Annotated in this window: 27 protein-coding genes and 1 tRNA gene; 18 read left to right on the top strand and 10 right to left on the bottom strand. The window is 69.2% G+C overall.

The features are described 5' to 3' along the window. Window positions 1–12: 12 nt before the first annotated feature. The 3 genes from DFR72_RS20755 (at window position 13) to pabB (ending at window position 3,437) form a co-directional block, all read left to right on the top strand. On the top strand, window positions 13–510 hold the full coding sequence (locus DFR72_RS20755; protein ID WP_090067630.1) for a SigE family RNA polymerase sigma factor: 498 nt from the start codon (window positions 13–15) through the stop codon (window positions 508–510). After that, the gene (locus tag DFR72_RS20750) at window positions 507–1,358 is read left to right on the top strand and encodes a hypothetical protein (RefSeq protein WP_090067631.1); all 852 of its coding nucleotides are present in this window, start codon (window positions 507–509) and stop codon (window positions 1,356–1,358) included. Before DFR72_RS20755 ends, DFR72_RS20750 begins: the two co-directional genes overlap by 4 nt. Window positions 1,359–1,451: 93 nt before the next feature. Beyond that, window positions 1,452–3,437, top strand: a complete 1,986-nt coding sequence (pabB, locus tag DFR72_RS20745) for an aminodeoxychorismate synthase component I (RefSeq protein WP_090067633.1) — start codon at window positions 1,452–1,454, stop codon at window positions 3,435–3,437. A gap of 109 nt (window positions 3,438–3,546) precedes the next feature. Here pabB and DFR72_RS20740 read toward each other — a convergent pair whose 3' ends face one another. After that, the gene (locus DFR72_RS20740; protein ID WP_030476951.1) at window positions 3,547–3,888 is read right to left on the bottom strand and encodes a histone-like nucleoid-structuring protein Lsr2; all 342 of its coding nucleotides are present in this window, start codon (window positions 3,886–3,888) and stop codon (window positions 3,547–3,549) included. 324 nt (window positions 3,889–4,212) lie between these two features. On the opposite strand from DFR72_RS20740, the gene DFR72_RS20735 reads away from it, so the two are divergent. The 7 genes from DFR72_RS20735 to DFR72_RS20705 all read left to right on the top strand — a co-directional run bounded on the left by DFR72_RS20735 (window position 4,213) and on the right by DFR72_RS20705 (window position 8,303). Further along, window positions 4,213–4,494, top strand: a complete 282-nt coding sequence (locus DFR72_RS20735; protein ID WP_090067635.1) for a metal-sensitive transcriptional regulator — start codon at window positions 4,213–4,215, stop codon at window positions 4,492–4,494. 51 nt (window positions 4,495–4,545) lie between these two features. Further along, a tRNA-Leu gene (locus tag DFR72_RS20730) sits at window positions 4,546–4,619 on the top strand. A 716-nt stretch (window positions 4,620–5,335) separates the two neighbouring features. Further along, entirely contained in the window at window positions 5,336–6,151 is an 816-nt protein-coding gene (locus DFR72_RS46370; RefSeq protein WP_211335470.1) for a cellulose binding domain-containing protein, read from the top strand. Between the two features lie 67 nt (window positions 6,152–6,218). Further along, the gene (locus DFR72_RS46365; RefSeq protein ID WP_211335469.1) at window positions 6,219–6,386 is read left to right on the top strand and encodes a hypothetical protein; all 168 of its coding nucleotides are present in this window, start codon (window positions 6,219–6,221) and stop codon (window positions 6,384–6,386) included. A gap of 170 nt (window positions 6,387–6,556) precedes the next feature. Then, window positions 6,557–7,039, top strand: a complete 483-nt coding sequence (locus DFR72_RS46360) for a hypothetical protein (RefSeq protein ID WP_211335468.1) — start codon at window positions 6,557–6,559, stop codon at window positions 7,037–7,039. A 62-nt stretch (window positions 7,040–7,101) separates the two neighbouring features. After that, window positions 7,102–7,716 carry a ClpP family protease gene (locus DFR72_RS20710; protein WP_090067638.1) on the top strand — a complete coding sequence of 205 codons (615 nt, stop codon included), beginning with the start codon at window positions 7,102–7,104 and terminating at the stop codon, window positions 7,714–7,716. Next, a complete protein-coding gene (locus DFR72_RS20705; RefSeq protein WP_090067640.1) occupies window positions 7,713–8,303 on the top strand; it encodes a ClpP family protease in 591 nt (196 codons plus the stop codon). Before DFR72_RS20710 ends, DFR72_RS20705 begins: the two co-directional genes overlap by 4 nt. Here DFR72_RS20705 and DFR72_RS20700 read toward each other — a convergent pair. Next, entirely contained in the window at window positions 8,300–8,647 is a 348-nt protein-coding gene (locus tag DFR72_RS20700) for a helix-turn-helix domain-containing protein (protein WP_090067642.1), read from the bottom strand. The two genes, DFR72_RS20705 and DFR72_RS20700, sit on opposite strands and share 4 nt — an antisense overlap. Before the next feature lie 141 nt (window positions 8,648–8,788). On the opposite strand from DFR72_RS20700, the gene DFR72_RS20695 reads away from it, so the two are divergent. Then, a complete protein-coding gene (locus tag DFR72_RS20695; RefSeq protein ID WP_090068003.1) occupies window positions 8,789–9,580 on the top strand; it encodes an SDR family NAD(P)-dependent oxidoreductase in 792 nt (263 codons plus the stop codon). Between the two features lie 173 nt (window positions 9,581–9,753). Continuing rightward, on the top strand, window positions 9,754–10,344 hold the full coding sequence (locus DFR72_RS20690; protein WP_090068005.1) for a TetR/AcrR family transcriptional regulator: 591 nt from the start codon (window positions 9,754–9,756) through the stop codon (window positions 10,342–10,344). On the opposite strand, the gene DFR72_RS20685 is transcribed toward DFR72_RS20690, so the two are convergent. From DFR72_RS20685 to DFR72_RS20675, 3 genes are read right to left on the bottom strand one after another with little or no spacing between them, the layout of a single operon-like run. Then, window positions 10,341–11,837: a tripartite tricarboxylate transporter permease gene (locus DFR72_RS20685; protein WP_090067644.1), complete on the bottom strand. Its 1,497-nt coding sequence runs from the start codon at window positions 11,835–11,837 to the stop codon at window positions 10,341–10,343. The genes DFR72_RS20690 and DFR72_RS20685 overlap by 4 nt on opposite strands. Then, on the bottom strand, window positions 11,830–12,321 hold the full coding sequence (locus DFR72_RS20680) for a tripartite tricarboxylate transporter TctB family protein (protein WP_090067646.1): 492 nt from the start codon (window positions 12,319–12,321) through the stop codon (window positions 11,830–11,832). Before DFR72_RS20680 ends, DFR72_RS20685 begins: the two co-directional genes overlap by 8 nt. Beyond that, window positions 12,318–13,292, bottom strand: a complete 975-nt coding sequence (locus DFR72_RS20675) for a Bug family tripartite tricarboxylate transporter substrate binding protein (RefSeq protein ID WP_090067648.1) — start codon at window positions 13,290–13,292, stop codon at window positions 12,318–12,320. The genes DFR72_RS20680 and DFR72_RS20675 overlap by 4 nt, the downstream gene beginning before the upstream one ends. 204 nt (window positions 13,293–13,496) lie before the next feature. Here DFR72_RS20675 and DFR72_RS20670 point away from each other — a divergent pair, with 204 nt between their 5' ends. Continuing rightward, complete coding sequence (locus DFR72_RS20670; protein WP_245983317.1) at window positions 13,497–15,005, top strand: ATP-binding protein; 1,509 nt, start codon at window positions 13,497–13,499, stop codon at window positions 15,003–15,005. Beyond that, entirely contained in the window at window positions 15,002–15,673 is a 672-nt protein-coding gene (locus DFR72_RS20665) for a response regulator (protein WP_090067652.1), read from the top strand. Before DFR72_RS20670 ends, DFR72_RS20665 begins: the two co-directional genes overlap by 4 nt. Here the strand turns inward: DFR72_RS20665 and DFR72_RS20660 are convergent. After that, window positions 15,658–16,800: an FAD-dependent oxidoreductase gene (locus tag DFR72_RS20660; RefSeq protein WP_090067654.1), complete on the bottom strand. Its 1,143-nt coding sequence runs from the start codon at window positions 16,798–16,800 to the stop codon at window positions 15,658–15,660. The two genes, DFR72_RS20665 and DFR72_RS20660, sit on opposite strands and share 16 nt — an antisense overlap. Next, the gene (locus tag DFR72_RS20655) at window positions 16,797–17,387 is read right to left on the bottom strand and encodes a PadR family transcriptional regulator (RefSeq protein ID WP_090067656.1); all 591 of its coding nucleotides are present in this window, start codon (window positions 17,385–17,387) and stop codon (window positions 16,797–16,799) included. Before DFR72_RS20655 ends, DFR72_RS20660 begins: the two co-directional genes overlap by 4 nt. 126 nt (window positions 17,388–17,513) lie before the next feature. Here DFR72_RS20655 and DFR72_RS20650 point away from each other — a divergent pair, with 126 nt between their 5' ends. The 4 genes from DFR72_RS20650 to DFR72_RS20635 are packed head-to-tail and all read left to right on the top strand — an operon-like array spanning window position 17,514 to window position 19,809. Continuing rightward, on the top strand, window positions 17,514–18,044 hold the full coding sequence (locus DFR72_RS20650; protein WP_090067659.1) for a DUF4232 domain-containing protein: 531 nt from the start codon (window positions 17,514–17,516) through the stop codon (window positions 18,042–18,044). Next, entirely contained in the window at window positions 18,041–18,514 is a 474-nt protein-coding gene (locus tag DFR72_RS20645) for a GNAT family N-acetyltransferase (protein WP_245983231.1), read from the top strand. The genes DFR72_RS20650 and DFR72_RS20645 overlap by 4 nt, the downstream gene beginning before the upstream one ends. Before the next feature lie 58 nt (window positions 18,515–18,572). Beyond that, the gene (locus tag DFR72_RS20640; RefSeq protein ID WP_090067663.1) at window positions 18,573–19,181 is read left to right on the top strand and encodes a LysE family translocator; all 609 of its coding nucleotides are present in this window, start codon (window positions 18,573–18,575) and stop codon (window positions 19,179–19,181) included. A 19-nt stretch (window positions 19,182–19,200) separates the two neighbouring features. Then, window positions 19,201–19,809 carry a LysE family translocator gene (locus DFR72_RS20635; RefSeq protein ID WP_090067665.1) on the top strand — a complete coding sequence of 203 codons (609 nt, stop codon included), beginning with the start codon at window positions 19,201–19,203 and terminating at the stop codon, window positions 19,807–19,809. On the opposite strand, the gene DFR72_RS20630 is transcribed toward DFR72_RS20635, so the two are convergent. From DFR72_RS20630 to DFR72_RS20620, 3 genes are all read right to left on the bottom strand, one after another. Next, window positions 19,806–21,968: an ATP-binding protein gene (locus DFR72_RS20630; protein ID WP_090067667.1), complete on the bottom strand. Its 2,163-nt coding sequence runs from the start codon at window positions 21,966–21,968 to the stop codon at window positions 19,806–19,808. The two genes, DFR72_RS20635 and DFR72_RS20630, sit on opposite strands and share 4 nt — an antisense overlap. A 135-nt stretch (window positions 21,969–22,103) precedes the next feature. After that, entirely contained in the window at window positions 22,104–24,584 is a 2,481-nt protein-coding gene (locus DFR72_RS20625; protein WP_147290335.1) for a bifunctional lysylphosphatidylglycerol flippase/synthetase MprF, read from the bottom strand. Continuing rightward, entirely contained in the window at window positions 24,551–25,849 is a 1,299-nt protein-coding gene (locus DFR72_RS20620) for an alpha/beta hydrolase (protein WP_090067670.1), read from the bottom strand. Before DFR72_RS20620 ends, DFR72_RS20625 begins: the two co-directional genes overlap by 34 nt. Between the last annotated feature and the right edge of the window lie 87 nt (window positions 25,850–25,936).

Genomic DNA, 25,936 nt, shown 5'->3' with positions numbered 1-25,936 from the left:
GGGGGAGACCTGATGAGTGATCGGGACGCCGCGTTCCAGGAGTACTTCGCGGCCCGTTCCGACGCCATGCGCGGCACGGCATACCTGCTGTGCGGCGACTGGCATCGCGCGGAAGACCTGGTGCAACAGGCCTTCACCAAGCTGTACCTGGCTTGGCGGAGGATCGAGCGGCACGAGGCGCTGGACGCCTACACCAGGCAGGTCCTGGTGCGGACGTTCCTGTCCGAGCGACGGCGCGGGTGGTTCCGGTTCGAGTCGGCGACGGACGACGTGGCGGACTCGGCCGCTCCGCCCGGCGTCCACCCCGAGGAACGGATGGTGCTGCTGGAGGCGCTGGCGAAGGTGCCTCCGAAGCAGCGTGCGTGCCTCGTCCTGCGGTACTGGGAGGACATGTCCGTCGAGAAGACGGCCGTGGTCCTCAAATGTTCGGAAGGAACCGTGAAGAGCCAGGCTGCGCGGGGGCTGCAGACGCTGCGCGGCCTGCTCTTGGAGCAGGAGAGGGTTCGATGAACGAACAGGACCTCAAGCGAGCTTTCCAGGACGTGGTGGTGGCGAGCAGCCCGCCGCCCCCGATGGATCCGGGCATCGCGCTCGGCAGGGCGCACAAGGCCCGGTCCAAGCGGCGGGCGTCGATCACGGGGGCCGCGGTCGCCGTGCTCGTCGTCGGTGTCGGGCTCGGGTCGGCGTTCGCGCTGAACCCGCAGGGCACGACGGACTACCTGGTGGGAGCGGGGCAGAGCAGCAGTTCCAGCCCCGGCCTGCCGGACACGCAGTGGGGTGAGCAGTGGCCGGTCGGGCAGTCCGACCGGACGGCCACCAACGGGCCGCAGGCCGACCGCGGCAGGCAGTTGCTGGAACTGGCCAGGGCGTCCGTGCCGGCCGGGTACGAGGCGCCCGATCTGAAGTACACGGATCCCGCCATGCACGGCGGCATGCTCCGCGCCCAGGCGCAGGTCTCGAGCGACAAGGGTGAGTCGCCGGAGATCTGGCAGTACACGGCCTACGTGCCGGTGCGGAAGGACGGCAAGGTCGGCAGGCTGACGGTGACCGTGACGACGCCGAACCCGAGTGATCCGGTCGAACCGTGCGCGCTAGTCACGCGGTTCAAGGGTGGCGCCGGAGAAGGCTGCAAGACCTACGACGTCGCCGGGAAGCAGGTCGGGGTCGTTTCTTCCACGAGCCCCGGCCAGAACGACGCCACCTGGGCGTCCTACCGGGCGGCCGGCGGCTGGACGGTGACGGTCGCGCAGGAGGAGGAGTACCCGTACGCCGGGTATCCGGTGCTGGACAGGCAGCCGTTCTTCGGGCCGGAACTGGCGGCGCTCGCGGCTGACCCGAAGTTCCTGCTCGGCAGCTGAGTTCGCTTCGCGCATCGAGGGCGGTCACGTTTTGTGGCCGCCCTCTCTCGTTGCTCTGTTCGGGTGTTTTGCCAGGTAGAGTGCCGTCCTGCAATGCGGACTCTGCTCATCGACAACTACGACTCGTTCACGTTCAACCTCTTCCAGCACCTCGCTGAGGTGAACGGCGCCGAGCCCGTGGTCGTCCACAACGACGACCCGCGCTTCCGGCTGGCCTCACTGCGGTCGTTCGACCACGTGGTGATCTCGCCCGGCCCCGGCCGGCCCGGCAATCCCGCCGACTTCGGCCTCTGCCGCGCGGTGATCGACCACGCCGAGATCCCGTTGCTGGGCGTGTGCCTGGGCCATCAGGGCCTGTGCCTGTCCTACGGCGCCGTCGTGGGGCCCGCGCCCGTGCCACGCCACGGGATCGTCTCCCCGGTCACGCACACGGGCGCCGACGTGTTCGCGGGCCTGCCCTCGCCGTTCGACGTCGTGCGGTACCACTCGCTGGCGGTCACGGAGCTGCCTCCGTCTTTGGAGGCCATCGCGTGGAGCGACGACTCGGTGCTGATGGGTGTGCGCGCTCTCGACCGGCCCGCGTGGGGTGTGCAGTTCCACCCCGAGTCGATCTGCACGGACTTCGGCCGCGAGGTGCTCGCGAACTTCGCCGCGCTCACCCCGACGAGAACGGCCGCCGTGCCGGAACCGGTGCTGGTTCGCTCACCCCCTCAGAAGCGCCCTGTGCACGTCCGGAAGCTGGCCGCGGCCGTGGACGCGGAGGAAGCGTTCGCGGCGCTCCACCGGGCCGCTGAGACCGCGTTCTGGCTGGACAGTGGCGCCGGCGGGCGGTTCTCCGTCATGGGAGACGCCTCAGGGCCTCTCGCACGCGTCGCGCAGTACTCGGTGCAGGACGAGGTGCTCACGCTCGACGGCACACCGCACCCCTGCCCTTCTTTCTTCTCCTGGCTGGAGGACGACCTCGCGTCGTGGAACGTCGAGCAACCCGACGTTCCGTTCGATTTCGCCCTGGGCTGGGTCGGATACCTCGGCTACGAGCTGAAGGTGGAGTGCGGCGGCGACTTCGCACACCGCGCGGAACAGCCGGACGCGTCGTTCGTCTTCACCGACCGTGCCGTGGTCATCGATCACTCAGATGATTGCGTCTATTTGATGTCACTGTCCGATGACGGTTGGTTCGACGAGGTTTCGGCTGTTCTGGCTCACCTGACACCATTGGCCGAACCTTCACGGCCGGTCGTCTCCGACGTGACGTTGCGCCATCCGCGCGCGCACTACCTGAAGCTGATCAGCGCGTGCCAGGAAGCGATCACGGCGGGGGAGACGTACGAGGCCTGTCTGACGAACATGATGTCGTGGCGTGCCTCGCTCGACCCGTGGGACACATATCGCCTGCTTCGCGCCGCAAATCCCGTTCCGTTCGGGGCGTTGCTGCGTTTCGGTGACCTCTCCGTGCTCAGCACGTCACCCGAACGATTTATCAAGGTGGACCGAGATGGCGTCGTGGAGTCATCGCCGATCAAGGGGACACGGCCCAGAGGTGTTGATGCGGCCGACGACGAGATGTTGCGCACAACGCTGGCGCGATCTGTCAAGGACCGCGCGGAGAACCTGATGATCGTGGACCTCGTCCGCAACGATCTCGGCACGTGCGCGGAAGTCGGTTCCGTCGAGGTGACGCGGTTGTTCGACGTCGAGACCTACGCGACCGTACACCAATTGGTGAGCACCGTGCGGGCCCGACTTCGACCGGACAGTTCTGCCGTCCGATGTGTTCGAGCCGCGTTTCCCGGAGGATCCATGACCGGTGCGCCGAAGATCCGGACCATGCAGATCCTTGATGGGCTGGAAGCCGGTCCACGTGGGGTGTACTCGGGAGCGCTCGGATACTTCTCGCTCAACGGAGCAGCCGACTTCAGCATCGTCATCCGAACGCTGGTCGGCAACGGCGACCAGGTGAGTTTCGGTGTGGGCGGAGCGGTGATCTCGCTGTCCGACCCTGACGAGGAATTCGAGGAGACAGCGGTGAAGGCCACTGCTGTGTCACGCCTGTTCGGAGCACACTTTCCAGGCCGTTGATCCAGCGTTCCGGGGATAGTGTGAACGAACCGGTATGTGCGGGTCTATGCGGTTAACACGTCGGCCGGCGAACCGGCCGACGTGTGGAAACCTCGCGTGTTCGCGCAGGTCAGGAGGCGTGCGCTTCCTGGAACTGCACGACCAGGTTCTGCGGAATGCGACCGCGGTCCGAGATCTGGTGCCCCTGCGCGCGAGCCCAGTCACGAATGCGCTGCGCCTCAGCCTTGTCGGTGGCCTTGACCGTGGACTTGCCGGTGCCCTTGCGCTGCTTGCGGCCACCCGCACGGCGAGCCTTGCCGACGAAGTCCGCCAGCGACTCGCGAAGCCGCTCCGCATTTCCCTTCGACAGGTCGATGGCGTACTCGACACCGTCAAGTGCGAAGGTCACGGTCTCGTCGGCTTCTCCGCCGTCGAGGTCGTCGATGAGTTGGACGACGGTCTGCTGTGCCACTGTTCCTCCGTTGGGTACTCACATAGCACGCGGATCCTCGACGTAACCACGTGCTTCGACAACACCGTAGTACACAAGAGGAAAAACGGCGAACCTTTCGCCGCTAAAATGTGACCCCAACCCCCCGGTCGGGGCATTTACCCGGTAAACCACACGGGTGTTATGGGTCCAAAATGTGCTGCTAGTCGTCTCACTTCGGGTCGTTGCTGGGCTTGCCGGACGCTTCCGCATTCCCGCTGACGGAGCAGTGCCGGACATAACGCACCCCCATCCGGTGCAGGTATCCTCGACATACCCGCCAGGGGTAGGGAAGGTCAGGAGCCGATGCACGGGTACACCGCGGACAAGGACGCATACCTCAAGCGACTGCGCCGCATCGAGGGACAGATCCGTGGCCTCCAGCGCATGGTCGAGAACGACGAATACTGCATCGACGTCCTCACTCAGATCTCCGCCGCCACGAAGGCGCTGCAAGCGGTGTCCCTGGGGTTGCTCGACGAGCACCTCAAGCATTGTGTCGCGCAGGCAGCCGCGGAAGGCGGCGCCGTGGCCGAGGAGAAGCTGGCAGAGGCGTCCGCGGCCATCGGCAGGCTCGTCAAGTCGTAGGGGTCCCCACAAGAACTCGCTGGCGTGATCCGCTACAGTTCACCCTGCTACGCCCCCGTAGCCCAATCGGCAGAGGCAGCGGACTCAAAATCCGTCCAGTGTGCGTTCGAGTCGCACCGGGGGCACGACCTTCGGGCGAGGTATGTCTGCGGAAAGCGCGGACCGTACCTCGCCCGTGGTGTTTTCTGGGGGCCGAGCCCCCAGACCCCAGCCGGGGCGCTGCGCCCCCGGACCCCCGCTTCGGCCTCGCTTCGCTTGGCCGATCAACGGGCCGATCACCAAGCTGGTCATGGGGATTCCAAAGTGGAATCGTTGATTTTCTTTTGGCTGGGGTGGGGTTGCGCGTAAAGTTTCCGTTTCGCGGGCCGCGCGGTGATGTCGTGAAGTGCCGGTGGGGGTTCGTGACTCCTCCGTTGGCGAGGTAGCGCCAGGCGTGGCGGTGCGTTGGGCTCCGGACGGGTGCTGGGCTGAAGACGTTGTACGTCTCGTCTAGGCGGTCGATGGTGCCGGGGTGCCCACGCGAAGCCGGTTCCAGTTCTTCGTGAAGCTGGCGCAGCGCGGTCTGTCCGGTGTGGACTCTTTCAGGCGTTGCCAGGTACGACGCGAGTGCGCGACGAGTCGAGGGTTGCCCCGACTCCTCCGGGCGCCGTTCCTCCCGCGGTTGATCAAGGCCGAACGGTGGATGTGAGCGGTGCCCGGAGACCGCTACGGTCGTGCAGGTTTGCATGAACGTGTGCGGGAGTCCTTGGTGTTGCGAAAGTCCTTGTCCTTTCTCTTGGTCTTTTTGACGTGCGCGTGTGCGTCCGAGAGTCCGTCGCGTCCCATCTCCGCGCCCGCGCAGGTGCGTCAGCCGACGCTGGTCAACGAGGCGCGTGGAGACGTGCCGGCCGTGGTGCGCGCGGTGGTCGACGGGCGCACGGTCGAGCTCGACACCGGTGAGCGCGTCGAGGTCTCGTTGCTGGCGCAGCCCGCGGACTGCTGGGCCGCCGGTGCGCGCACGTTCGCCGAGAAGTGGTTGCTGGGCAAGACCGTTCGTGTCAGCGCGCTCACGCCCGGCGAGGTGAACCTCCGGCTGGACGACGGCACCGACTACGCGTCGCTCGCCGTGCGGGAAGGCGTGCTGAGGGCCCAGACGGCGGCCGGTTCGCTCGCCGACGCCGAACTCGGGGCCGCGCGTGAGGACCGTGGTCTGTGGGGAGCGCCGTGCAACGGCATGGACGCCGCACCGACGACGACCACCACGACGACTACGGCCGCTCCTCCCGCGCAGCGCGTCGAACCGCAGGAGTCCAAGTCCACCACGACGCCTCCCGTGGTGACGACCACGCCGCCACCGCCGCCCTGCGCGGTCGTCTACCGGCTCGACGGCCAGTGGCAGGACGGGTTCCAGGGCAAGATCACGATCAGGAACACCGGCGGCGCGCCGATCAACGGCTGGACGTTGCGGTGGTCGTTCGCCGACGGGCAGAGCGTGCGGCAGATGTGGAACGCGTCCGTGTCGCAGCGAGGTTCGGCCGTCACCGCGGCCGGCGTCGAGAACACCAGGTCGATCTCGCCGCGGGGTGAGGTGGAGATCGGGTTCCTCGGGACGTTCCGCGGCAGGAACACCGCGCCCACGTCGTTCAGCCTCAACGGGACGGCCTGCGCGACCAGCTGACTGTTGGTCCTGGCGACCACCCGTGGCAAGATTAATTGGCAATTAACTGATTTGACCTTGCTGAGGGATGAACGTGCAGGTCGTGCCGCTGTACGCCGAGGTCGACCACAGCCTCGGCGGTCGCTGGACCTCGCTGCGCACAGCCGGCCGCGAGTGGCTGTGGCACCGGGCCGATCCTGCGCGTGCCGGGGTGACGCCAGGCTCGCCGTTCGTCGACGCGGGCGGCCTGGAGTAGTGCGTCCCGACGGTCCGCGGCCTGCCCGATCACGGCGACGTCTGGAGCAGGCCGTGGCACGGGACCGGTGTGGACTGTCCTGAATTCACGCTCACCCGCTCCCTGGGTTCTGCCGGCGGCGCGGTCGTCGCCGACTACGAGTTGCTCGCCGAGCCCGGATACCGGTTCGTGTGGGCCGCGCAGCCCTGCTCGACGTCAGCGACGCTGCCCGCCTGGACGCTCCGCGCGGCACTCCCGTGTTGATCACCGATCCGGTTCCGGCGCTGCGTGAGTGGCCGGCGGGCCTCGACTCGCTGGGGCCCGACGACGGCACGGCGACCGGCGCGGTGCTCGAACGAGGGCAGATCGGGGTGGACGACGGCGATCAACGGCTCGACCTCCGCGTCGAGTGCGCCGGTCAACCCGTCTCGATCGCGTTGTGGCGCAACCTGAAGGGCTGGCCGGACGGCGATCCGTACCGCAGCATCGGCGTGGAACCCATGATCGGCCGGACCTTCGACCGCCGTGACGCCACTCGTCCGGTGGCGGTCGTGCCCGCCTCGGGATCGGTGCGCTGGCGCCTGACGATCACCGCACACGCGAGGTCACGCCGCCCGTCCGCCGGCCGGCGAGCGTGTCCGCCCTGCCGGCGGACGAGTTCGTGCCTGCTGTGAGCTGATCTGCCCTCAGCAGAGAAAGCAGCGGATCCGTTGGGGCGGCGGGCATCGTCGGTGCCATGACGAACAGCGAGAAGCTCTTCAGCCCAGGGCTGCGAGAACGGTTCTTCGGTCAGCGGGTGCTGATTCTCGACGGCGCGCTCGACGACGACAACGGCACGGTGCTGGCGACCCAGATGTTGTCGCTGGCGAGCGAGGATCCGCGGCAGGACATCGCGTTGTGGATCAACTCGCCGGGTGGTTCGGTGCCCTCGATGCTGGCCATCCGCGACGTGATGCGGCTCGTGCCGTGCGACGTGGCGACGCTCGCGCTGGGCCTCGCCTGCAGCGCCGGGCAGTTCCTGCTGTCGGCGGGGACGCCGGGCAAGCGGTTCGCGCTGCCGCACGCGCGAATCCTGATGCACCAGGGAAGTGCGGGCATCGGCGGTTCGGCCGTCGAGGTGGAGGTGCAGGCGGACGACCTGCGGCACACCAGGGACACCGTGCTCGGCCTGATCGCGCAGGACACCGGGCAGCCGTTCGACCGGATCTTCACCGACTCGCTGCACGACAGGTGGTTCACCACGGAGCAGGCCCTCGAGTACGGGTTCATCGACCACGTCGTCAGCGACCTCGGGCAGGTCGTCCCCGTCCGCATGCACAAGCTGGGACTGCACTCGGGAGCCATGGCATGAGCAGCTACACCATTCCCAACGTCATCACGCGGGACGCGCGGGGCGAGCGGATCATGGACGTCTACTCGCACCTGCTGTCCGAGCGGATCGTCTACCTGGGCACCGGGATCGACTCCGGTGTCGCCAACGCGTTGATCGCGCAGCTCTTCCACCTCGAGGCCGACAACCCGGACCTGGAGATCAACCTCTACATCAACTGCGAGGGCGGCGACCCGTCGGCGATGCTCGCGCTGTACGACACCATGCGCTACATCAAGGCACCGGTCGCGACGACGTGCGTGGGCCAGGCGGTGGCGGCGGGTGCTGTGTTGCTGGCGGCGGGCGCGGAAGGCCGCCGGTCCGTCCTGCCGCACTCCAGGGTCGTGCTGCACCAGCCCGCGGCGCAGGGACGCGGCACGATCCCGGACCTCATCCTCGCGGCGGACGAGGTGGTGCGGGTGCGCACGCAGCTGGAGGCGATCCTGGCCAGGCACACCGGCCGGACCGTGGCCGAACTGCGCCACGACACCGACCGGGACCGCGTGTTCGACGCGGCGGGTGCCGTCGAGTACGGGCTCGTGGACCAGGTGCTGGACCAGCGGGGCTAGGCGGCCCAGGCCATGGCCACCGGACCGGAGGGGCGGCCGATCGGGCGCGAGGTGTGGAAGTGGCTGACCTGCTGGACGCGGAGGTGGCGGACCTGGCCGGCGACACCGATCAGCAGGTCGGCCAGGTCGATGCCCAGGGCACCGGCGACCGCCGCGATCATCTCGCTCGACGGCTCCTTGCGACCGCGCTCGATCTCGGACAGGTACTGCACCGAGATGCCCGCGCGGTCGGCCACGTCGACCAGACGGTCGCCGCGTTCCTCCCGGGTCTCGCGGAGCTTGCGGCCCAGGGCTTCACGCCACAGGGGTTCCGGGGTGCGCTTGAAGTCCAGGATCTCCGCCATGTCGTCATGGTGACAGCAGCCCGGCCACCGCAAAGGGCTGTTCTGCTAGGAGCAGAACGGCAGGTTCGAAGGGTCACCGAACCTCCTGAGTCAGATAACGACAGCTTGGCAGTGACTGACAGGCTGGCGTACGCTGACGGCATGGGAGTCGACTTCGGGAAGCAAACGGTGCTGGTCACCGGTGCGAGTGCGGGCATCGGCGCGGAGTTCGCGCGGCAGCTCGCGGCACGCGGATCGCGCCTCGTGCTCGTCGCGCGCCGCAAGGACAGGCTGGAGGAACTGGCCGAGCAGCTACGGGCGACGCATCGGGTGGCGGTGCACGTCGTCGCCGCGGACCTCGCCCAGCCGGGCATCGGCGAGCGGCTGGCGGCGGAGGTCGCCGGGTTCGGCGTCACCAGCGTCGTCAACAACGCCGGGTTCGGGAACTTCGGGGCGTTCCACGAGGAGGAGCCCGAGCGGTTGCGGCAGGAGGTCGCCGTCGACGTCAACGCCGTGGTCGAGATCAGCAGGGCGTTCATCGAACCGTTGCGCGCCAACGGTCATGGCTTCCTCGTGAACGTGGCGAGCATGGCGGCCCACCAGGCGACGCCGTGGTCGTCGGTCTACGGCGCGACGAAGGCGTTCGTCTTGAGCTTCACCGAGGGTCTGTGGATCGAGTCGCGCGGCACGGGCCTGCGCGTCATGGTGCTGTCGCCCGGTGCGACGCGCACCGAGTTCTTCGAGGTCTCCGGCAGCGAGGACATGGCTGCGGGGCTGCGGATGCAGACCGCCGGCGAGGTGGTCGCGACGGCGATGCGCGCACTCGACCGCCGCGTCACGCCGGTGGGTGTCATCTCGGGCCGGATGAACCGCGTGCTGGCGTTCGCCGGACGTCACCTCGCCTCGCGTGCCATGGGCGCCAGGATGATCGGGCGGATGGTGCAGCGGAGCTAGTGGCGCGACCCGGAAGGTCGGCGAGGTGATCCACGCTCAGCAGGGCACCTCGCGGCGCCGCCCCCACGCCCCCGTACAACCAGTACGACGACGTGGGGGCGACACCACGACGCACCCGTCTGACCGCGAATTCCCCCGGCAACCTTCCGAGCCACACCACTAGAGTGGGGTTCATGGAGAAGCCGTCGACGCTGTGGGACCGGTCGCGTCAGGCCGTGGTCGCCGAGATCGTCGACACGGCGCTGGAGTTGTTCGCGGAACAGGGGTACGAGGCCACCACGATGGCCCAGGTCGCGGCGAGCGCGGGAGTCTCGCAGCGCTCGCTGTTCCGCTACTTCGGCACCAAGGAGGACCTGGTCTGCGGCGAGCAGGAGGCGCTGGGCGACCTGCTGGTCGCCACCGTCGAGGCGCAGCCGCCGGAAGTGTCCACCTGGGACGCTCTGCGAGCCGGGTTCACCACGATCCTCACCGCGTCGGAGCACACCCCGCAACGGGTGCTGGAGATCTCCACGCTGATCTTCGACAACCCGCCGCTGCGCTCGCGGTACTTCGAGAAGCGGCTGAGGTGGCAGCGGGCGCTGGTGCCCGTGATCGAGAAGCGGATGGGCATCGAGCCCGGTGAGATCCCGGACGCCCGCGCGATGGGCGTCATCGCCACGGTGTTCGCGTGCGTCGACACCGCGTCGGAACTGTGGGTCCGCCACGGCGGCAAGGCCGATGCGTTCGAACTGTACGAACAGGCGCTTGCCGCCGTGCGCGGTTAGACCGCCACCTCGGACTTCTTGCGGCGCAACCGGAGCACCACCGCCACCACGAGCAGCACGACGAGGATGCTGTAGGCGACCGCCGCGAACGGGCTCGTCACCAACGCGCTGAGCTCGCCCTCGCTGATCTGCAGCGTGCGCCGGACCTGTTCCTCCGCCATCGGCCCGAGGATCAGGCCGACGACCAGCGGAGCGACCGGATAACCGTGGCGCCGCATGAAGAAACCGATCACACCGATCACCAGCAGCACGATCAGGTCGTCCACGACGAAGTTCACCGCGTAGGTGCCCAGCGCCGCGAACAGCAGGATGCCCGCGTAGAGGTACGGCCGCGGGATCTGCAGCACCTTCACCCAGATCTTGACCAGCGGCAGGTTCAGCACGAGCAGCATCACGTTGCCGATGTAGAGCGACGCGATCAGCGCCCACACCATCGGGCCGTTGTTGGTGAACAGCAACGGACCCGGCTGGATGCCGTAGCTCTGGAACGCGGCCACGATCACCGCCGCCGTGGCGGTGGTGGGCAGGCCGAGCGTCAGCAACGGCACCAGAACGCCTGCCGCGGCGGCGTTGTTGGCCGCCTCCGGACCCGCCACGCCCTCGATCGCGCCCTTGCCGAACTCCTCGGGCCGTTTCGAGAGCTTCTTCTCCGCCGCGTACGACAGGAACGTCGACACGTCCGCGCCACCGGCCGGCACTGTGCCGATCGGGAAGCCGATGAACGTGCCGCGCAGCCACGGTTTCCACGAACGCGCCCAGAAGCCGCGCGTCATCCACTTGCCGCCCACGGGGATGACCTCGATCGGCCCGTGCCGCAGCCGCGACGCCACGTACAGCGCCTCGCCGACCGCGAACACGCCGACCGCGACCACGACCACGTCGATGCCGTCGGACATCGTCGCCACCCCGAGGGTGAAGCGCTGCTGGCCGGTCAGCGTGTCGGTGCCGACGAGCCCGATGAACAGGCCGAGTCCCAGCGATGCCAGGCCGCGCACGGGAGAGGAGCCGAGCAGCGCGGCCACGGTCGTGAACGCCACGACCATCAGCGCCACGTAGTCCGCCGGACCCAGCTGTACCGCCAGGTCCGCGATGGCCGGCGCCAGCAACGTGAGCAGCACGGTGGCGATCGTGCCCGCCACGAACGAGCCGATGGCGGCCGTCGCGAGCGCGGCCGCACCGCGCCCGGCCTTCGCCATCTTGTTGCCCTCCAGGGCGGTGACGATGGACGCGGACTCGCCCGGGGTGTTGAGCAGGATCGACGTCGTCGAGCCGCCGTACATGCCGCCGTAGTAGATGCCGGCGAAGATGATCAGCGCCGCCGTCGGTTCCAGGGTGTACGTCAGCGGCAGCAGCAACGCCACCGTCATCGCCGGCCCGATGCCCGGCAGCACGCCGACCGCGGTGCCGAGCGTGACGCCCAGCAGCGCGTACAGCAGGTACTCGGGTTGCGCGGCGGTCGCGAAACCCTCCAGCAGCATGGTGATGCTATCCATCGAGGAACGGCACCCCTTCGAAGATCCCGGCGGGCAGCGACAGGCCCAGGCCGTACGCGAACACCACCTGCACGAGCAGTGCCAGCACCACCGCGATCGGCAGTGCCCGCCACCAGGTCGCGCCCAGCGTCCAGGCCGCGCCGAAGAACAGCAGCGCGGCCGCGACCGGCCAGCCGACCAGGTCGATGAGCACCAGGTGCGCGATCAGCACGGCCACCAGCTTGGCCACGGTGAGCCAGTCGGTGCGGACGTTCTCGTCGACGTCCTCGGCCTCTTCGGCCTGTCCGAGCTTCCCGCGGGCGGTCGCGATGATCGCCGCGATGCCGGTCACGACGAGCAGAATCCCCACGGCATAAGGGAACGCGCGTGGTCCTACGACGTTGTCGTCACGCCCGGCGATCGTGGTCGCGTCGACCAGGGTGAAGACCCCGACCGCCGCGACCAGACCGCCGAACGCGTACTCCTCGATTTTTGCAGCAATCACTTGACGAGCCCGATGTCCTGCAGTGCGGGCTTCACCCGGCCGATCTCCTTGGCCATGAACGTGGAGAACTCGCTGCCCGTCAGGAAGGTGTCCGTCCAGCCCTTCTTGGAGAGCTCGTCCTTCCACTGCTGGCTCGCGTGCATGTCGGTGACCAGCTTGGTCAGCCGCTGCTTGGCCTCGGCCGAGATCGACGCGGGCGCGACGACACCGCGCCAGTTGATCAGCTCGACACCCAGGTCCTTGAACGTCGGCACGTTGAGGTCGGGCACCGGGTTCGGGCCGGACGTGCCCAGCGCGCGCAGCTTGCCCGCCTTGATCTGCTCCTTGTACTCGCCGACGCCGGAGATGCCCGCGTCGACCTTCTTGCCCAGCAACGCCGCCAGCGACTCACCGCCGCCGGAGTAGGGCACGTAGTTCAGCTTCCCCGGCTCGATGTTCTTCGCCTTGAGCAGCATCCCGGCGAGGATGTGGTCGGTGCCGCCGGCCGAACCGCCGGTGATCGAGACGCCCTTGCCCTTCTCGGCGACCGCGGCCAGCAGGTCGTCGATCGTCTTGTGCGGCGAGTCCGAGGGCACCACGACGACCTCGTCCTCGGCCGTCAGCCGGGCGATCGGCGTGGTCTCCTCCAGCCGGGCCGGCGACGTGTTGGTCTCCACCGCGCCGACCATGACCAGGCCGGTGATCATCAGGAACGACTCGGAGCGCTCGTTGAGGAGCTTCTGCAGGCCGACCGTCCCGCCCGCGCCACCGACGTTGGTGACCTGCACCGAGTTGGCGAGCTTGGCGCCGCTCACCGCCGACTGCATCGACCGCGCGGTCTGGTCCCAGCCGCCACCGGGGTCCGCGGGCGCCATGATCTCCAGCTTCGCGATGGAGTCACCGCTGCTCGCGCTCTTGGCCCCCTGACCGCATCCTGCGAGCACCAGTCCGGCGGCGGCTACCGCCACCGCTCGTCTCCATGCCGTACCCATCGAGTGCTCCTCGCTTCGTTGCGAACGTTGGGCGGGGACGCTAGGTAACGGCCGTGCGGCTCGTAAGGGTTAGGTCGTAAGTTCCGTATTGGTCGTTTAGTTCGTGACCTGTTTCACAGCTGATGCGTCAGAATTCCATCCATGTTCCGTCGGTCTGTTTCGTTTGGAGCTCTGCTTCTGGCGTTGCAGGTGGTCATCGTGCTCATGACCACCTGTGCGGCCGGGCTGCTCGCCGCCAAACTGCAGAGCGACCGGATCCGAGACTCCTACAAGGACCGGATGTTGTCCGTCGCCGAGAGCGTGGCGCGGCTACCGACGGTGGTCGAGGCGTTCGATTCGGTCGACCCGCCCGCGACGATCCAGCCGCTGGCCGAGCTGATCCGCAAGGCGTCCAGCGTGACGTACGTGGTGGTCACCGACCACAACGGAGTCCGCTACGCCCACCCCGACCCGAAGCGCATCGGCGAGCGCGTGTCGACCGACCCGTCCAGCGCGTTGTCCGGCGAGGTCTTCGTCGGCACGGAGACGGGCACGCTCGGCACGTCGCTCCGCGCGAAGGTCCCGGTGCGGACGGCGGACGGGCGCATCATCGGCATGGCGTCGGTCGGCATCCTGGAGAGCCAGCTCTCGGCCGACCTCGCCGAGGACCTGCCGGAGCTGATCGGCTGGCTGGCGGCGGCCGCGCTGGTCGGCGTGCTCGGGGCCGCGTTGATCACGCAGCACGTGCGGCGGCGGACGTTCCGGCTCGAACCGGCCGAGATCGCGCAGCTGCTCGAGACCAGGGACGCGATGCTGCACGGCATCCGCGAGGGCGTGGTCGCCCTGGACGACCAGGAGAAGCTGGCGCTGGTCAACGACGAGGCGCTGCGGTTGCTGGGCCTGGCCGAGAACCCGAGCGGACGCCCGGCGGCGGAAGTGCTCGACGACGGGCTGCTGGACCTCGCCCGTGGCGACGACGACGTCGCGGACCGGCTCGTCCTCGCCGGGGAACGGGTCCTGGTCGCGAACCGGATGACGGCCAAGACGAACGAACGCGCCGTCGGCGTCGTGCTGACGTTGCGCGACCGGACCGAGCTGCACGACGCGTTGCGCGAGCTCGACGGGCAGCGCACCGTCACGGAAGCACTGCGCGCACAGGCCCACGAGTTCTCGAACCACCTGCACGTCATCGGTGGTCTGCTGGACCTGGACCGCGGCCCGGACGCCGTCGCCTACATCGAACGGGTCGGTGGCGCCGGCTCCGTCACGGCCGACATCATCGACGGAGCGAACGCCGATCCCGCCCTGGCGGCGTTGTTGCTGGCAAAATCCTCCACCGCGCACGAACGAGGTGTGGAGCTCCGGCTCGATCCCGGCAGCTCCGTCGACATTCGTGCGGGCGACGACGCGTTGACCGTGCTGGGAAACCTGGTCGACAACGCGGTCGACGCCGTGGAGACCGGTGGAACCGTGCGGGTGCTCGTGCGCTCGTCGGTCACCGGGGTGCGGGTGGTCGTGGACGACGACGGACCGGGAGTGGCCGAGTCGCAACGCGGCCGCATCTTCGACCTGGGCGTGAGCTCCAAGGACGCCCAGGGCGCGCACGGCAGAGGAATAGGACTTGCATTGGTGTCGAGGGTGGTGACCCGGCGCAGCGGCCGGGTCGCGATCACCGACTCGGAACTCGGCGGCGCGTCGTTCGACGTGTGGCTGCCGGAAACGGGGAACCGATGAGCGTGCGAACGCTCGTGGTCGACGACGACTTCGCCGTGGCGGCGATCCACCGCGGGTTCCTGGAGGCGATGCCGGAGTTCGAGGTGGTCGGCGAGGCCCACCGCGGTGGCGAGGCGTTGCGCGCCGTGGAAGCCTTGCGGCCGGACCTGGTGCTGCTCGACATCCACCTGCCGGACATGTCCGGGCTGGAGGTGCTGTCGCGGCTGCGTGCTCGCGGTGGGCCGCCGGTGGACGTGATCGCGGTGACGGCGGCTCGCGAACGGGAGACCGTGCGCCAGGCGATGTCCCGCGGGGTCGACAACTACCTCGTGAAGCCGTTCACGCGCACGGCGTTCCTCGACCGGATGCGGGAGTACCTCGCCCAGCGGATCGAGGTACAGCGGCTGGGGCAGGTGCTGGACCAGGACGAGGTCGACTCGCTGATGCACCACCGGCCGCGCACCCTGGCCATGCCCAAGGGGTTGTCGGCCGTGACGTTGCGGCTGGTGACGGAGGCGTTGCGGGACAGCCAGAACGACCTCTCGGCCCAGGAGGTCGGGGACCGGGCGGGGCTGTCCCGCGTGAGCGCCCGCCGTTACCTGGAGCACCTGGTGACGATCGGCAAGGCGGAGGTGCAGCCGCGGTACGGCATGGCGAACCGCCCGGCGCACGGTTACCGGCTGACCTGAGCGTCCCAGTCGATGCGGTAGTTCTGGTCCTTCGTGAAAGCCTTGGCCCCGAAGGTCTTCATGACGAGCGGCATGAGCAGCCGGGTGATGGGGCCGATGCCGCGCTTGTTGCTGTTGGTACGCGCCGCACGTGCTGCGATGCCTTCGACGCGTGGGCGTCGCAGCTGCTCGTAGGTGGCGAAAGCCGTTGGGATGTCACGGATGTCGCGCAGGCAGCGTGCCAGCTGCACGGCGGACTCGGCGGCCAGTGAGGCGCCCTGGCCGGAGCTGGCGCTGGGAGCGTGGGCGGAGTCGCCGACGAGCACCATGCGGTCGTGGTGCCAGCGCGGCACGGTCGGCATCATCTCCAGCGGGCCACCACCGATGACGGTGCTGCTGTGCGCCAGGAGCCGCTTCGCCGGCAGGTCGTCCCCGTAGGCCACGCGCAGCCGGTCCAGCCAGCTCTCGGCGGGGATCGCGGCCATCTCCGCAGCCGTCATCGGTTCCGGGACGGCGAGGTTGGTGAACCACGCGATCTTGCCGTCCGGTTGTTCCCAGTAGCCGAGGAACGAGCTGCCGAACACGAAGTACATCGACTCCGGGTCGCCGTGCACGCCGCTGCTCTCCGCGTACGAACCGAATCCCAGCAGACCGACGTACTCGGGCTCCGGAGCGCCCGGATCGATGATCTCGCGGACCGCCGAGCGGATGCCGTCGGCGCCGACCAGCACGTCACCGGACTCGCTGGTGCCGTCCGAGAACGTCGCCGTGACACCGTCTTCGCGGCTCTCCACCTCCACCAGACGCTTGCCGTGCTCCACTTTGATCCGTTGGGCCACCGTCCGCTCGCGCAGCCGCTGGTACAGCTCGGCCCGCGTCACGACCCGGCTGGTGCCCCCGGTGATGCGGCCGAGCGTCCTGCCCTGGGCGTCGGCCATCACCATGTGGCGCAGGGGATCGCCGAACTCCGCTTCCAGTCCCGCGATCTTCAGCGCCGCCAGGCCGTTGGGCGCCACGGTCAACATGCCGCCCACGCCGTCCGCGGTCGTGTCGTACGCCTCGAAGACCGCTGCGTCGATGCCGGCCTTCTGCAAGGCCAGCGCGGTGACCGGGCCCGCTATGCCGCCCCCGATGACCAACGCTCTCACTGTTCCCTCCCGAAGATTTCCCGCCAGGTGTGCTGGTACTCGGCCTTCGCCAGTTCCGCCGTGAGCTTCCGGACGAGCCGCAGTTCGGCCTCCAGCAACGACATCCGGTACTCCTCCTCGACGAGGAAGATCCACTGGACGCCGTCGGCCGTCGCCTTGCCGACCATCCCGCGCGTCTCGTCGAGGTCCTTCGTCAGCGCGCCGGCCCGGGCCTCCAGCAACTCCACGGCCTCCACCGGGTCGAGCACCGAGATGAGCGACAGCGCCACGCCGAACTGCGGGTACTCGTGCACCGGGTCGCGAACGAGCTCGCGCATCCAGTCGTGCAGTTCGGCACGGCCGGTGTCGGTCAGCGCGTAGATCGTGCGTTCGGGCCGTTGCGTGTCCTTGACGGTCTCCTGCTCGGCGACGAAGCCGGCTTTCCGAAGCTGCTCGACGACCATGTACAGCGAGCCGCGGTTGAACTTGATGTTGCGGTCCTTGCCCGTGTCCTTGAGCTGTTTGCCCAGCTCGTAGGGGTGCATGGGGCCCATCACGAGATGTGCCAGCACCGCCAGCGCCAGCGGGTTCGACACCTTGCGCCGCATGCGTCCTCCTTGGTTGATGTCGACTATCCGACTCTAACTAGTTGATGTCAACTATTTGCTGCGGACCGCCGCTCCGCTTGTGAAGGTTTCGGCGGAGGATCCACGGCCCGTGGCAGGATCGGTCGCATGGGATCTGGGGGCAGAATTCTCGTTTTGTTCACCGTGCTCGCCGGCTTGGTCGCGGGCACGACGGCGTCGCAGGCCGCGGAAGACCCGTCGTGCGAGACGGGCGTGCGGTTCACGGCGAACGGCACCGGCGCGGCGATGGGCCTGCGCGTGATGTCGGTCGAGGTGACGAACTGCGGCAGCGGGCCGGTGGAGCTCAACGGCTATCCGCAGGTGAAGGTGCTGGACGCGGAGCTCGGGCAACTGGACGTCGCGATCCTCGAGGGTTCCGGTGGCATCGCGGCGATCGAAGGCTTCGACGACGCGCCACGGCCGATCACGGTGCCGCCGGGGGAGAGTGCGAGGAGCGCGTTCCTGTGGCGCAACACCCACGCGTCGGTGGACCCGCCGCTGGTAGGCAAGCACGTCGACATCGCGGCCGCGCCGGATGACGGCTGGCAGCCGCTGGTCCCGGCGTCGCAGCAGGGCTCGATCCACATCGACCTGGGGAGCACCGGGCGGATCGGCGTCCAGGCCTGGCACCGCCCGTGACCGAGCTCAGGCGCGCGACCCCGGACGACGCCGCCGCGGTGGCCCGGATCTGGTACCCGGGCTGGTGCGACGCGCACCTCGGCAACGTCCCACAGCGGCTCGTCGACGCACGGCCGGAGGAGACCTTCGAGCCACGCGCGCTGGAGCACGCCGGCCAGACCACGGTCGCGATCGTCAACGGCGGGGTCGCCGGGTTCGTCATGGTCGTCGACGACGAGGTCGAACAGGTCTACGTCTCGGCAGACCACCGCGGATCCGGTGTCGCACAGGCACTTCTGGCCGCCGCCGAACAGGAGGTGGCGGCGAACGGGCACTCCCGCGCGTGGCTCGCGGTCGTCGCCGGGAACGCGCGGGCCCGCCGCTTCTACGACCGGCGGGGCTGGGCCGACGAAGGTCTGTTCGACCACCGGGCGCCGCACCCGGACGGCCCGATCCCGGTTCCGGCTCACCGCTACACCAAGCCCGTGTGATCGTGTCGGGTGTGTTAACTCTTCTGGTGGCGCTGTTCTTCCGTGTTCTCATGGCGTCATGTCGACCGCCGCCCTCCTGAGTTTCACGTTCGTCGCGCTGCTGACGGTCATCACACCGGGCCTCGAGACCCTGCTGGTGCTGCGCACGGCGCTGCTGGTCGGTCGCCGCACGGCCATGGGCGTGGTGGTGGGCAGCACGCTGGGCTGCCTCGTGTGGGCGGTCGCGGGCCTGGTCGGCCTGACGGCGTTGCTGCAGGCGTCCGAACTGGCCTACGACGTCGTGCGCTGGCTCGGCGCGGGATATCTGGTCTACCTCGGCGTCAAGGCGCTGTGGCAGTCCAGGCGTCCCGCCGAGATCGACGAACCCGCGCCCGTGCCGTCGGTGCGCGCGGCCGTCCGGGTCGGACTGCTGACGAACCTGCTCAACCCGAAGCCGGGCGTCTTCTACATCTCGCTGCTGCCGCAGTTCCTGCCGGTCGGCCAGCCCGCGTGGGGCGCGGTGCTCGTGGCGATCCACCTCGGCATCGGGCTGGTGTGGTTCCCGATCCTGATCACGGCGGCCGGCCGGGCACGTGCTTTCCTGTTGCGGCAACGGCTTCTGCTGGACCGGTTGTCCGCTTCAGCGCTGATCGCGTTCGGCTTGAAGACGGCGGCGGACGCGCGCTGACGTGTGATGTGATGTCCGCATGCCGACCGCCGCCCTCCTGAGCTTCTCCCTCGTCGCGCTGCTCACCGTCCTGACGCCCGGCCTGGACACGGTGATGGTGTTGCGCACGGCGTTGCTGAGCGGCAAGCGCGCCGCGATGGGCGTGGTCCTCGGCATCACACTCGGTTGCCTGGTCTGGGCGGTGGCGAGCCTCGCGGGCCTCACCGCACTGCTGCAGGCGTCCGCGCCGGCCTACGACGTCGTCCGCTGGCTCGGTGCCGCCTACCTGATCTACCTGGGCGCCAAGGCTTTGTGGAACTCCCGCAAGGCCGTGTCCCTCGACGACTCCCGTTCGGTGCCGGGCGCGGGAGCGTCGTTGCGCGCCGGACTGCTGACGAACCTGCTCAACCCCAAGGTCGGCGTCTTCTACCTGTCGCTGCTGCCGCAGTTCATGCCCGCCGGTGAACCCGCGTGGGGGGCCGCACTCGTCGCCATCCACCTCGGACTCGGCCTGGTGTGGCTGCCGATCCTGATCGCGGTGGCCGGTCGCGCTCGTGCCTTCCTGTTGCGCCAGCGGGTTCTGCTGGACCGGCTGACGGCGTCCGTGTTCGTCGCGCTGGGGCTGAAGCTGGCGTTCGACGCGCGCTAACGCTCCCCGGTGACCGAGCGGTGCCAGGCCGCGAGCGCGACCCTGCTCGGCAGGCCGAGCTTCACCCGGATGTTGACCACGTGCCGGTCCGCGGTGCGCGGCGAGATGAACAGCCGCGTCCCGATCTGCTTCGACGTGAACCCGTCCGCGACCAGCCCGGCGATGGTGAACTCCTGCCGGGTCAGGCCGCCGGGCAGCAGGGGCTTCGCCGGTCGGCGTTCGGAGTCCGGCACCGGTTCGAGCGCGAACGCCATCGCCTGCTCCGGTCGCAGGTCGGCGCCGAGCGTCGAGATCACCTGGTAGTCGTCGCCGAGCGAGCGGCGGACGGTCCGGTCGGCGCGGTCCAGCAGCCGGTGGAACGGACTCATGCCGGCGAACGAGATCCGCGAGATCCGTTCCAGCGACCGCAGCGCGCCGAGCAGCCGTGCCGCGCGGTCGAAGGCCCCGAGTTCGGCGCACGTGCAGGCGAGCAGCCACAGGCTGAACGGCGCACCCCACGTGTCGCCGAGCGCCAGCTGGATCCGCAACGCCTCGATCACCAGCGGATGCACCTGTGCCGCGTCGCCGTGCAGCAGTTCGTACAGGCCGCGATGCCACAACCCCCAGGCGTGCGACCAGTTCACGCCGTTGCTCTCGGCCTGCCTGGCGAGCGCCGTCGTGGCCTTGTCCGCGGCTTCGGCGTCCAGCAGGAAGCACGACGCCATCGCGTGCATCAGCTCGGTGACGTAGGTGTCGCCCAGCGACGCGTACTGACGGCACAACTCCACGACATGCGCGTACAACGGCACACAGTCCGGTGAGCCCTCAACGAAGAAGAGATGCGTGGCCTCGGCCAAAACCAGGTGCACGTCCGTGATCGGCAGCCGTGGCAACGCACGTGCCTCGCTCATCAACGGGAACGCCACCGCTGAATCGCCACGCACCTGCGCCATGTACGCGCTGTGCGCCAGCAACGACGTCCGCAGCGGTGCCTCGGTGATCACCCCGCGGGCGGCGACGAGCATGTCCCACGCCTCCCCGAGCATCCCCGCGAACGAGGTGAAGCGCGCCCGCTGCACGTTCATCGCCACGCCCGCGCCGGCCGCGGCCAGGCCGGGTGTCCGGAGCGCGTGTCCGACGGCCGCGCGGACGTTCGGCCACTCCTCCCACAACCGGCCCATCCACAACGCCTCGCCCGGCGAGAACCACGAGCGGGCGGCCTCGTCCACGAACCCGCTGTAGTGCACGGCGTGGCGGCGCAACGGCTCGTCCGCATCCGTCAGCAGACGGGCACCGAACTGCGACACGGCGCCCAGTAATCGATAGCGGGTCTCACCGGTGACAGAGCTCTTCGCCGTCGCGACAACCGCCCGGAGAACCAACGCGGACAACGGTTTCCGCACGTCCGCATCCGCCACCGCCTCGGCGGCGGCGAGGTCGAAGTCCGCGGGGAACACCGACAACCGCGCCCACAACCGCCGTTCCTCGTCCGTGCACTGCTGCGCCGCCCACTCGAGCACCTGCTCCAGAGAGGCGGGCTGCTGCGGCACCTCGGCAACCACGCCGGTCGGCAGCGCGGCCAGGAGTTCGATCGCGAGCGGCAGCCCTTCGACCGCCTGGCACAACGTCGCGACGCCGGCTGACTCGGGCGGCACCTCCGCCCTGTCCAGGAACAGCTCCACCGCGTCGTCCACGCTCAGCGGCGGAACCCGCAGCGGCTGCTCGCCGTAGACGCCGAGCGGCTCCCGCGAGGTCGCGAGGACCGTCAGCCCCTCGCAGTCGCGCAACAGGTGGTGCGCCAGGTGCCGGACCGCCTCCAGCAGGTGCTCGCAGCCGTCCAGCACGAGCAACAAGTGCTTGTCGTGCAACGACTCCACGAGGCGTTTGAGCCCGGGCTCCGGTGAGTTGTCGACGATCCGCAGCTCGGCTGCGACGGTGCGGGACAGCGCCGCCGGGTCCCGGAGATCCGCGAGCCGCACCCGCCACACCCCGTGCTGGAACGCCCCCGCCCGAGCCAGCGCGCGCCCCGTCTCCACGGCGATCCGGGTCTTGCCCGCACCGCCCGTGCCCACCAGCGTGACCAGCCGCGACCGGCGCAGGAGTGCCTCGGTTTCGGCGAGCACCGCCCGGCGGCCGATGAACGTCGTGGTCTGGGGAGGCAGATCGCCCCGCACGGTCATCGGCGCATCTTCGCCTAGTGGCACCGAAGTGTGATGACGAGCATCACCTCTCCACTCTTTCGGACTAGTGGTGTGACCCGGAAGGTCGGCGAGGTGATCCACGCTCAGCGGGCGGCACCCTTCCGGGCCACACCCCTAGCGAGTTCGACCAGGCGTGGTCACGCGCTCCCGCGTTCGAATGATCATCTTGGTCGCGAGCCGAAGTCCCTGCCGAGCGTTGAGGTGCGGGAGGTACGCGCGGCTCACCGCGTTCGCGATGCGCGGCAGTGCCGCCGAGTCCGGGTACGCCATGAACATCGGCTGGTAGGTCGGCTGGAACTTCGCCTTGAACGCGAACAGCGAGCGGAACCCGTACACCGGCTCCAGCACCTGCCCGGTGAAGTCCAGGACGCGCTGCAACGCCCGCGGCCGCTCCCCGCGGTCCAGCCGCGCGAGCGGTGCCCCGGACAGGCTCAGGAACCGCGCTCCCTCGGCCTGGAGTTGTTGTGCCGCCGAGGCGATCAGGAATTCCATCGAGCCGCGGAAGCCGTGCGAGCGGCGGCGCATGAAGTCGAGCGTCCACCCGACGACCTCGCCGTCGGCGTACACGGGCAGCCAGCTCGTGATGCCGTGCACGGTCCGGTCGCCGTCCACCGCCAGCAGGCAGCGGACCCCGTCACCGGCCAGCTCCTCCAGTCCTCCCAGCGTGAAACCCATCTCCGGCAGGCCCTTGTCCGCCACCCACTCCGCCGAGATCGAGCGGATCTGGTCCGTGATCGCGTACGGCGCGTCGGCGTAGGTGCACCACTCGGCGGTGATCCCGGCCTTGGCGGCCTTGTTCAACGCCGTGCGCACGTCCTGCCACTTCTTGCCGGTGAAGCTCAGCTCGTCGAGCTCGATCATCGTGTCCTCGGCGACCTGCACCGCCGACCAGCCGATCTCCTCCACCGCGGCCCGCGTCTCCGCGCCCACGCTGTAGAGACACGGCGTCCAGCCGTTGAGCGCGCAGAACTCCGCGAACCCGCGCACGGCGTCCAGCCGCGCCGGGCCGATCGGATCGCCGACCGTCAGCGCGATGGTCGCCACCACGCGGTACGCGATTGCCGTCTCCCCGTCCGGCGTGAACCAGTACTGGTTGCCACGCCACGTCGTCATGTACGACAACGACGAGCCGCCGTGGCGACGCATCAGTTCACGGGCTTGCGCTGCCTCCTTCTCGCACGACGACGGCCACGTCCGCCACGACGCCATCAGCAGCCCGGCCAGCACGATCAGCCAGAACACCACGCCGGTGTACTCGAACAGCAGCGCGCCGACGAACCCCTCGGTGGAGAACCGCAGCGGCACCAGGCCGAGGTAGCCCGGCGGCAGGAACCGCGTCGGCAGGTCCGCGAGCAGCGCACCGAACCCCGGCTCCGGCGTGAACTGGTCGCGGACCAGGTACCCGGCGAACACGTACAGCGCCGACAGCAACGCGACGCTGATCGCCGTGAACCGCCAGAACCTCACGACGGCATGCCGAGGAAGACGCACGTCGAAATGCCTGCGCGTCAACAACAGCACCACGGTGATCGCGAGCGGTGCCAGCATCGGCACACCGAACGAGACCGCCATCTCCAGCACGCTCGCGCCCGGGAACTGCGCTACGTACACGACGTACGAACCGATGAACGCCGCGAACGCCACGTTGAACACGAGCGCCGCCCGCCACGCGAACCGCCGTCCGCGCCGCAGCCCTTCCGCCAGCACGAGCAGCAGCAACGCCGGCAGCAACGACATCACGAGCGCGGGGAACCGGCCGTACGACAGCTGGACCAGCATCGTCCGGCACTGCTCGACCGCGTCCGAGGAGCAGAACGCGTCGACGTCCTCCTGCGACGGCTGAGCGACCGCCACGACGTCCGCGAACCACCACAGCGGTCCGTTCGGGTACGGCGACATCATCGACACCACCGGCCCGAGCGCCGACGCCGCGAGCAGCAACGCCACCAGCACCCGCGTCTCCTGCAGCGAACGCGCCTTGTGCACCGGCCCGCTCTTCAGGAACAGCGCTCCCACCACCAGCCCGGCCACGCCACCGGACAGTCGGAGGAGGTCTTCCAGCCAACCCGAGTACAGCGTGAGGACCAGCACCGACAAGATCATCATCAGGCGTACACGACGCCTCCACAGAGGTGGCATCCGGAACGTCAGGGCGAGCGCCAGCCCGACCCCGCCGATCGACGGCCCCGCCGCCTGCTCGCCGACGAGCGACTCGAGCCAGCCCCAGTGCAGGTCGCCGCCGACCAGCACCAGGCCGAGCCCCAGGAACGAGCCGAGCACGTGCGTGGCCAGGAAGATCACCGCGGTCCGCAGGGCGCCGAACTCACGCTCCGCCAGCGGTCCGGCGACCGCCAGCAGCACGGTGGTCGCGACGTAACCCAGCAGGTCCATCGACCACAGTGCCGAGCTGAGCACCGTCCACCACGGACTCCCGGTGCCGAACCCGGTCCACGTGAGCAGCTCGTCGCCAGCGCCGCCGATCGCCCCGGTCAACGCCCCGGCCGTCCAGAAGACGATGAGGAACGCGCACGTCAGAGGTGCGGTGCGGAACAGCCGGGCGATCATCTGACCAGCCCTGTTCGCTGCGCGAGCCACGGCATCGACCCGAAGAGGCCCTCGCGGGCCATGTTCCAGTCGTGGTTGTTCGGCAGTTCTTTCCACTGCACGTCCATTCCGGCCTTCCGGCACGCCTCGAAGACCTCGGCGTCCGCCTTGCGGTACGTGACGTCGTCGCGTCCGGCGACGACCATGCCCGCCGTGTGCGGGAATCGCTGGCGCGCGAGGACGTCCATCGGGTTGACCCGGACGAACGCGGCCTCGTCGCCGCCGAACGCCGCCTTCACCGTCTCCTGCCGCGTGCCCAGGGAGGGCTCGGGCTGGGGAGCGAGGGCGACGAAGTTGCCGTACACGTCCGGCGCGCGCACGGCCAGCTGCACCGAGCACGTGGCGCCTTGGGAGAAGCCCGCGACCGTCCACGACTCCCGGCGCTCGTCGACCGTCAGCCGTTGTTTGATCCACGCGGGCACGTCACGCGCCAGGTACGTCTCCGACTGGCCCAGCTTCGAGTCGAGGCACAGAGGGTTCGCCGTCGACGTGCCGAGCTGGTCGACCACCACGACGATCGGCGCGAGCCCGTCGTGCTGACGCGCGTAGGCGTCGAGGTTGTCGAGGATCCGGCCACCGTCGAACCAGTCGCGTGGGCTGCCCGGCTGGCCCGCCATCAGGACGATGACGGGCAGCCGCGGACGTGGGACCGCGTTGTAGGCGGGAGGCAGGTAGATCCACGCCGGACGCGCCTTGAACGCGCCGGGGATCTCCGCCTCGGTGACGACACCCCTGTCCGGCAGGTCCGCCGGCCGCTTCCAGACGTCGGCGAGCTTCTGGCCCGCGGGCACCTCGACGACGCTCGTGGGCGGGGGAGCGGCGTCGTTCAGGGCGACCGTGTCGTTCCTGAAGACGTCCAGCACCGCGCGCGTGGTGGGGTACTGCCCGAAGTGGGCGTTCGTCGCGACCGCCGCGCTCGCCGTCACGCCCAGCGCCAGCAGGACGCCGAAGGCCCGTCCGTACCACCGGCCGGAGCGCAACCGAACCGCTGCCAGCGTCAACGCGACCAGGGCCGCGCCCAGCCACACCGCCAGAACGGGCGGCAGCGGCTCCGGCCACGGCTTCCACACGTGGTCGACGACGAGCACCAGCCCGGTCACCACGAGCGCGCACGTCAGCACGACGATCGGCAGGACTCGGGACCACCACGTCCGGTTCTTCCGGATCGCCAAGTACGTGAGAGCGAGTGCGGCGGCGGCCGTGGCGAGCTGGGGGATCGGTCCGTTTATCAGCGACAGATCCAACGGGCTGAGCATGCCGCCGATGCTTCAGGAAGTCTTCAGGAAGCACATCGGCGTTTCGTCTCGCTTCAGAGCTGTGAACATCAGCCTGAAGAATGACAA

Origin of the sequence: Lentzea flaviverrucosa, assembly GCF_003350445.1 — a bacterium.
Classification (GTDB): domain Bacteria; phylum Actinomycetota; class Actinomycetes; order Mycobacteriales; family Pseudonocardiaceae; genus Lentzea; species Lentzea californiensis.
The sequence above is the reverse complement of the archived record's forward strand: the minus strand, read 5'-3'. Positions and strand labels throughout refer to the sequence as shown.

Coding starts and splice junctions, on each gene's coding strand:
- DFR72_RS20755 (WP_090067630.1), top strand. CDS start 13: ATGAGTGATCGGGACGCCGCGTTCCAGGAGTACTTCGCGGCCCGTTCC.
- DFR72_RS20750 (WP_090067631.1), top strand. CDS start 507: ATGAACGAACAGGACCTCAAGCGAGCTTTCCAGGACGTGGTGGTGGCG.
- pabB (WP_090067633.1), top strand. CDS start 1,452: ATGCGGACTCTGCTCATCGACAACTACGACTCGTTCACGTTCAACCTC.
- DFR72_RS20735 (WP_090067635.1), top strand. CDS start 4,213: ATGCACGGGTACACCGCGGACAAGGACGCATACCTCAAGCGACTGCGC.
- DFR72_RS46365 (WP_211335469.1), top strand. CDS start 6,219: ATGAACGTGCAGGTCGTGCCGCTGTACGCCGAGGTCGACCACAGCCTC.
- DFR72_RS20710 (WP_090067638.1), top strand. CDS start 7,102: ATGACGAACAGCGAGAAGCTCTTCAGCCCAGGGCTGCGAGAACGGTTC.
- DFR72_RS20705 (WP_090067640.1), top strand. CDS start 7,713: ATGAGCAGCTACACCATTCCCAACGTCATCACGCGGGACGCGCGGGGC.
- DFR72_RS20700 (WP_090067642.1), bottom strand. CDS start 8,647: ATGGCGGAGATCCTGGACTTCAAGCGCACCCCGGAACCCCTGTGGCGT.
- DFR72_RS20695 (WP_090068003.1), top strand. CDS start 8,789: ATGGGAGTCGACTTCGGGAAGCAAACGGTGCTGGTCACCGGTGCGAGT.
- DFR72_RS20690 (WP_090068005.1), top strand. CDS start 9,754: ATGGAGAAGCCGTCGACGCTGTGGGACCGGTCGCGTCAGGCCGTGGTC.
- DFR72_RS20685 (WP_090067644.1), bottom strand. CDS start 11,837: ATGGATAGCATCACCATGCTGCTGGAGGGTTTCGCGACCGCCGCGCAA.
- DFR72_RS20675 (WP_090067648.1), bottom strand. CDS start 13,292: ATGGGTACGGCATGGAGACGAGCGGTGGCGGTAGCCGCCGCCGGACTG.
- DFR72_RS20670 (WP_245983317.1), top strand. CDS start 13,497: ATGACCACCTGTGCGGCCGGGCTGCTCGCCGCCAAACTGCAGAGCGAC.
- DFR72_RS20665 (WP_090067652.1), top strand. CDS start 15,002: ATGAGCGTGCGAACGCTCGTGGTCGACGACGACTTCGCCGTGGCGGCG.
- DFR72_RS20655 (WP_090067656.1), bottom strand. CDS start 17,387: ATGCGGCGCAAGGTGTCGAACCCGCTGGCGCTGGCGGTGCTGGCACAT.
- DFR72_RS20650 (WP_090067659.1), top strand. CDS start 17,514: ATGGGATCTGGGGGCAGAATTCTCGTTTTGTTCACCGTGCTCGCCGGC.
- DFR72_RS20640 (WP_090067663.1), top strand. CDS start 18,573: ATGTCGACCGCCGCCCTCCTGAGTTTCACGTTCGTCGCGCTGCTGACG.
- DFR72_RS20635 (WP_090067665.1), top strand. CDS start 19,201: ATGCCGACCGCCGCCCTCCTGAGCTTCTCCCTCGTCGCGCTGCTCACC.
- DFR72_RS20630 (WP_090067667.1), bottom strand. CDS start 21,968: ATGACCGTGCGGGGCGATCTGCCTCCCCAGACCACGACGTTCATCGGC.
- DFR72_RS20620 (WP_090067670.1), bottom strand. CDS start 25,849: ATGCTCAGCCCGTTGGATCTGTCGCTGATAAACGGACCGATCCCCCAG.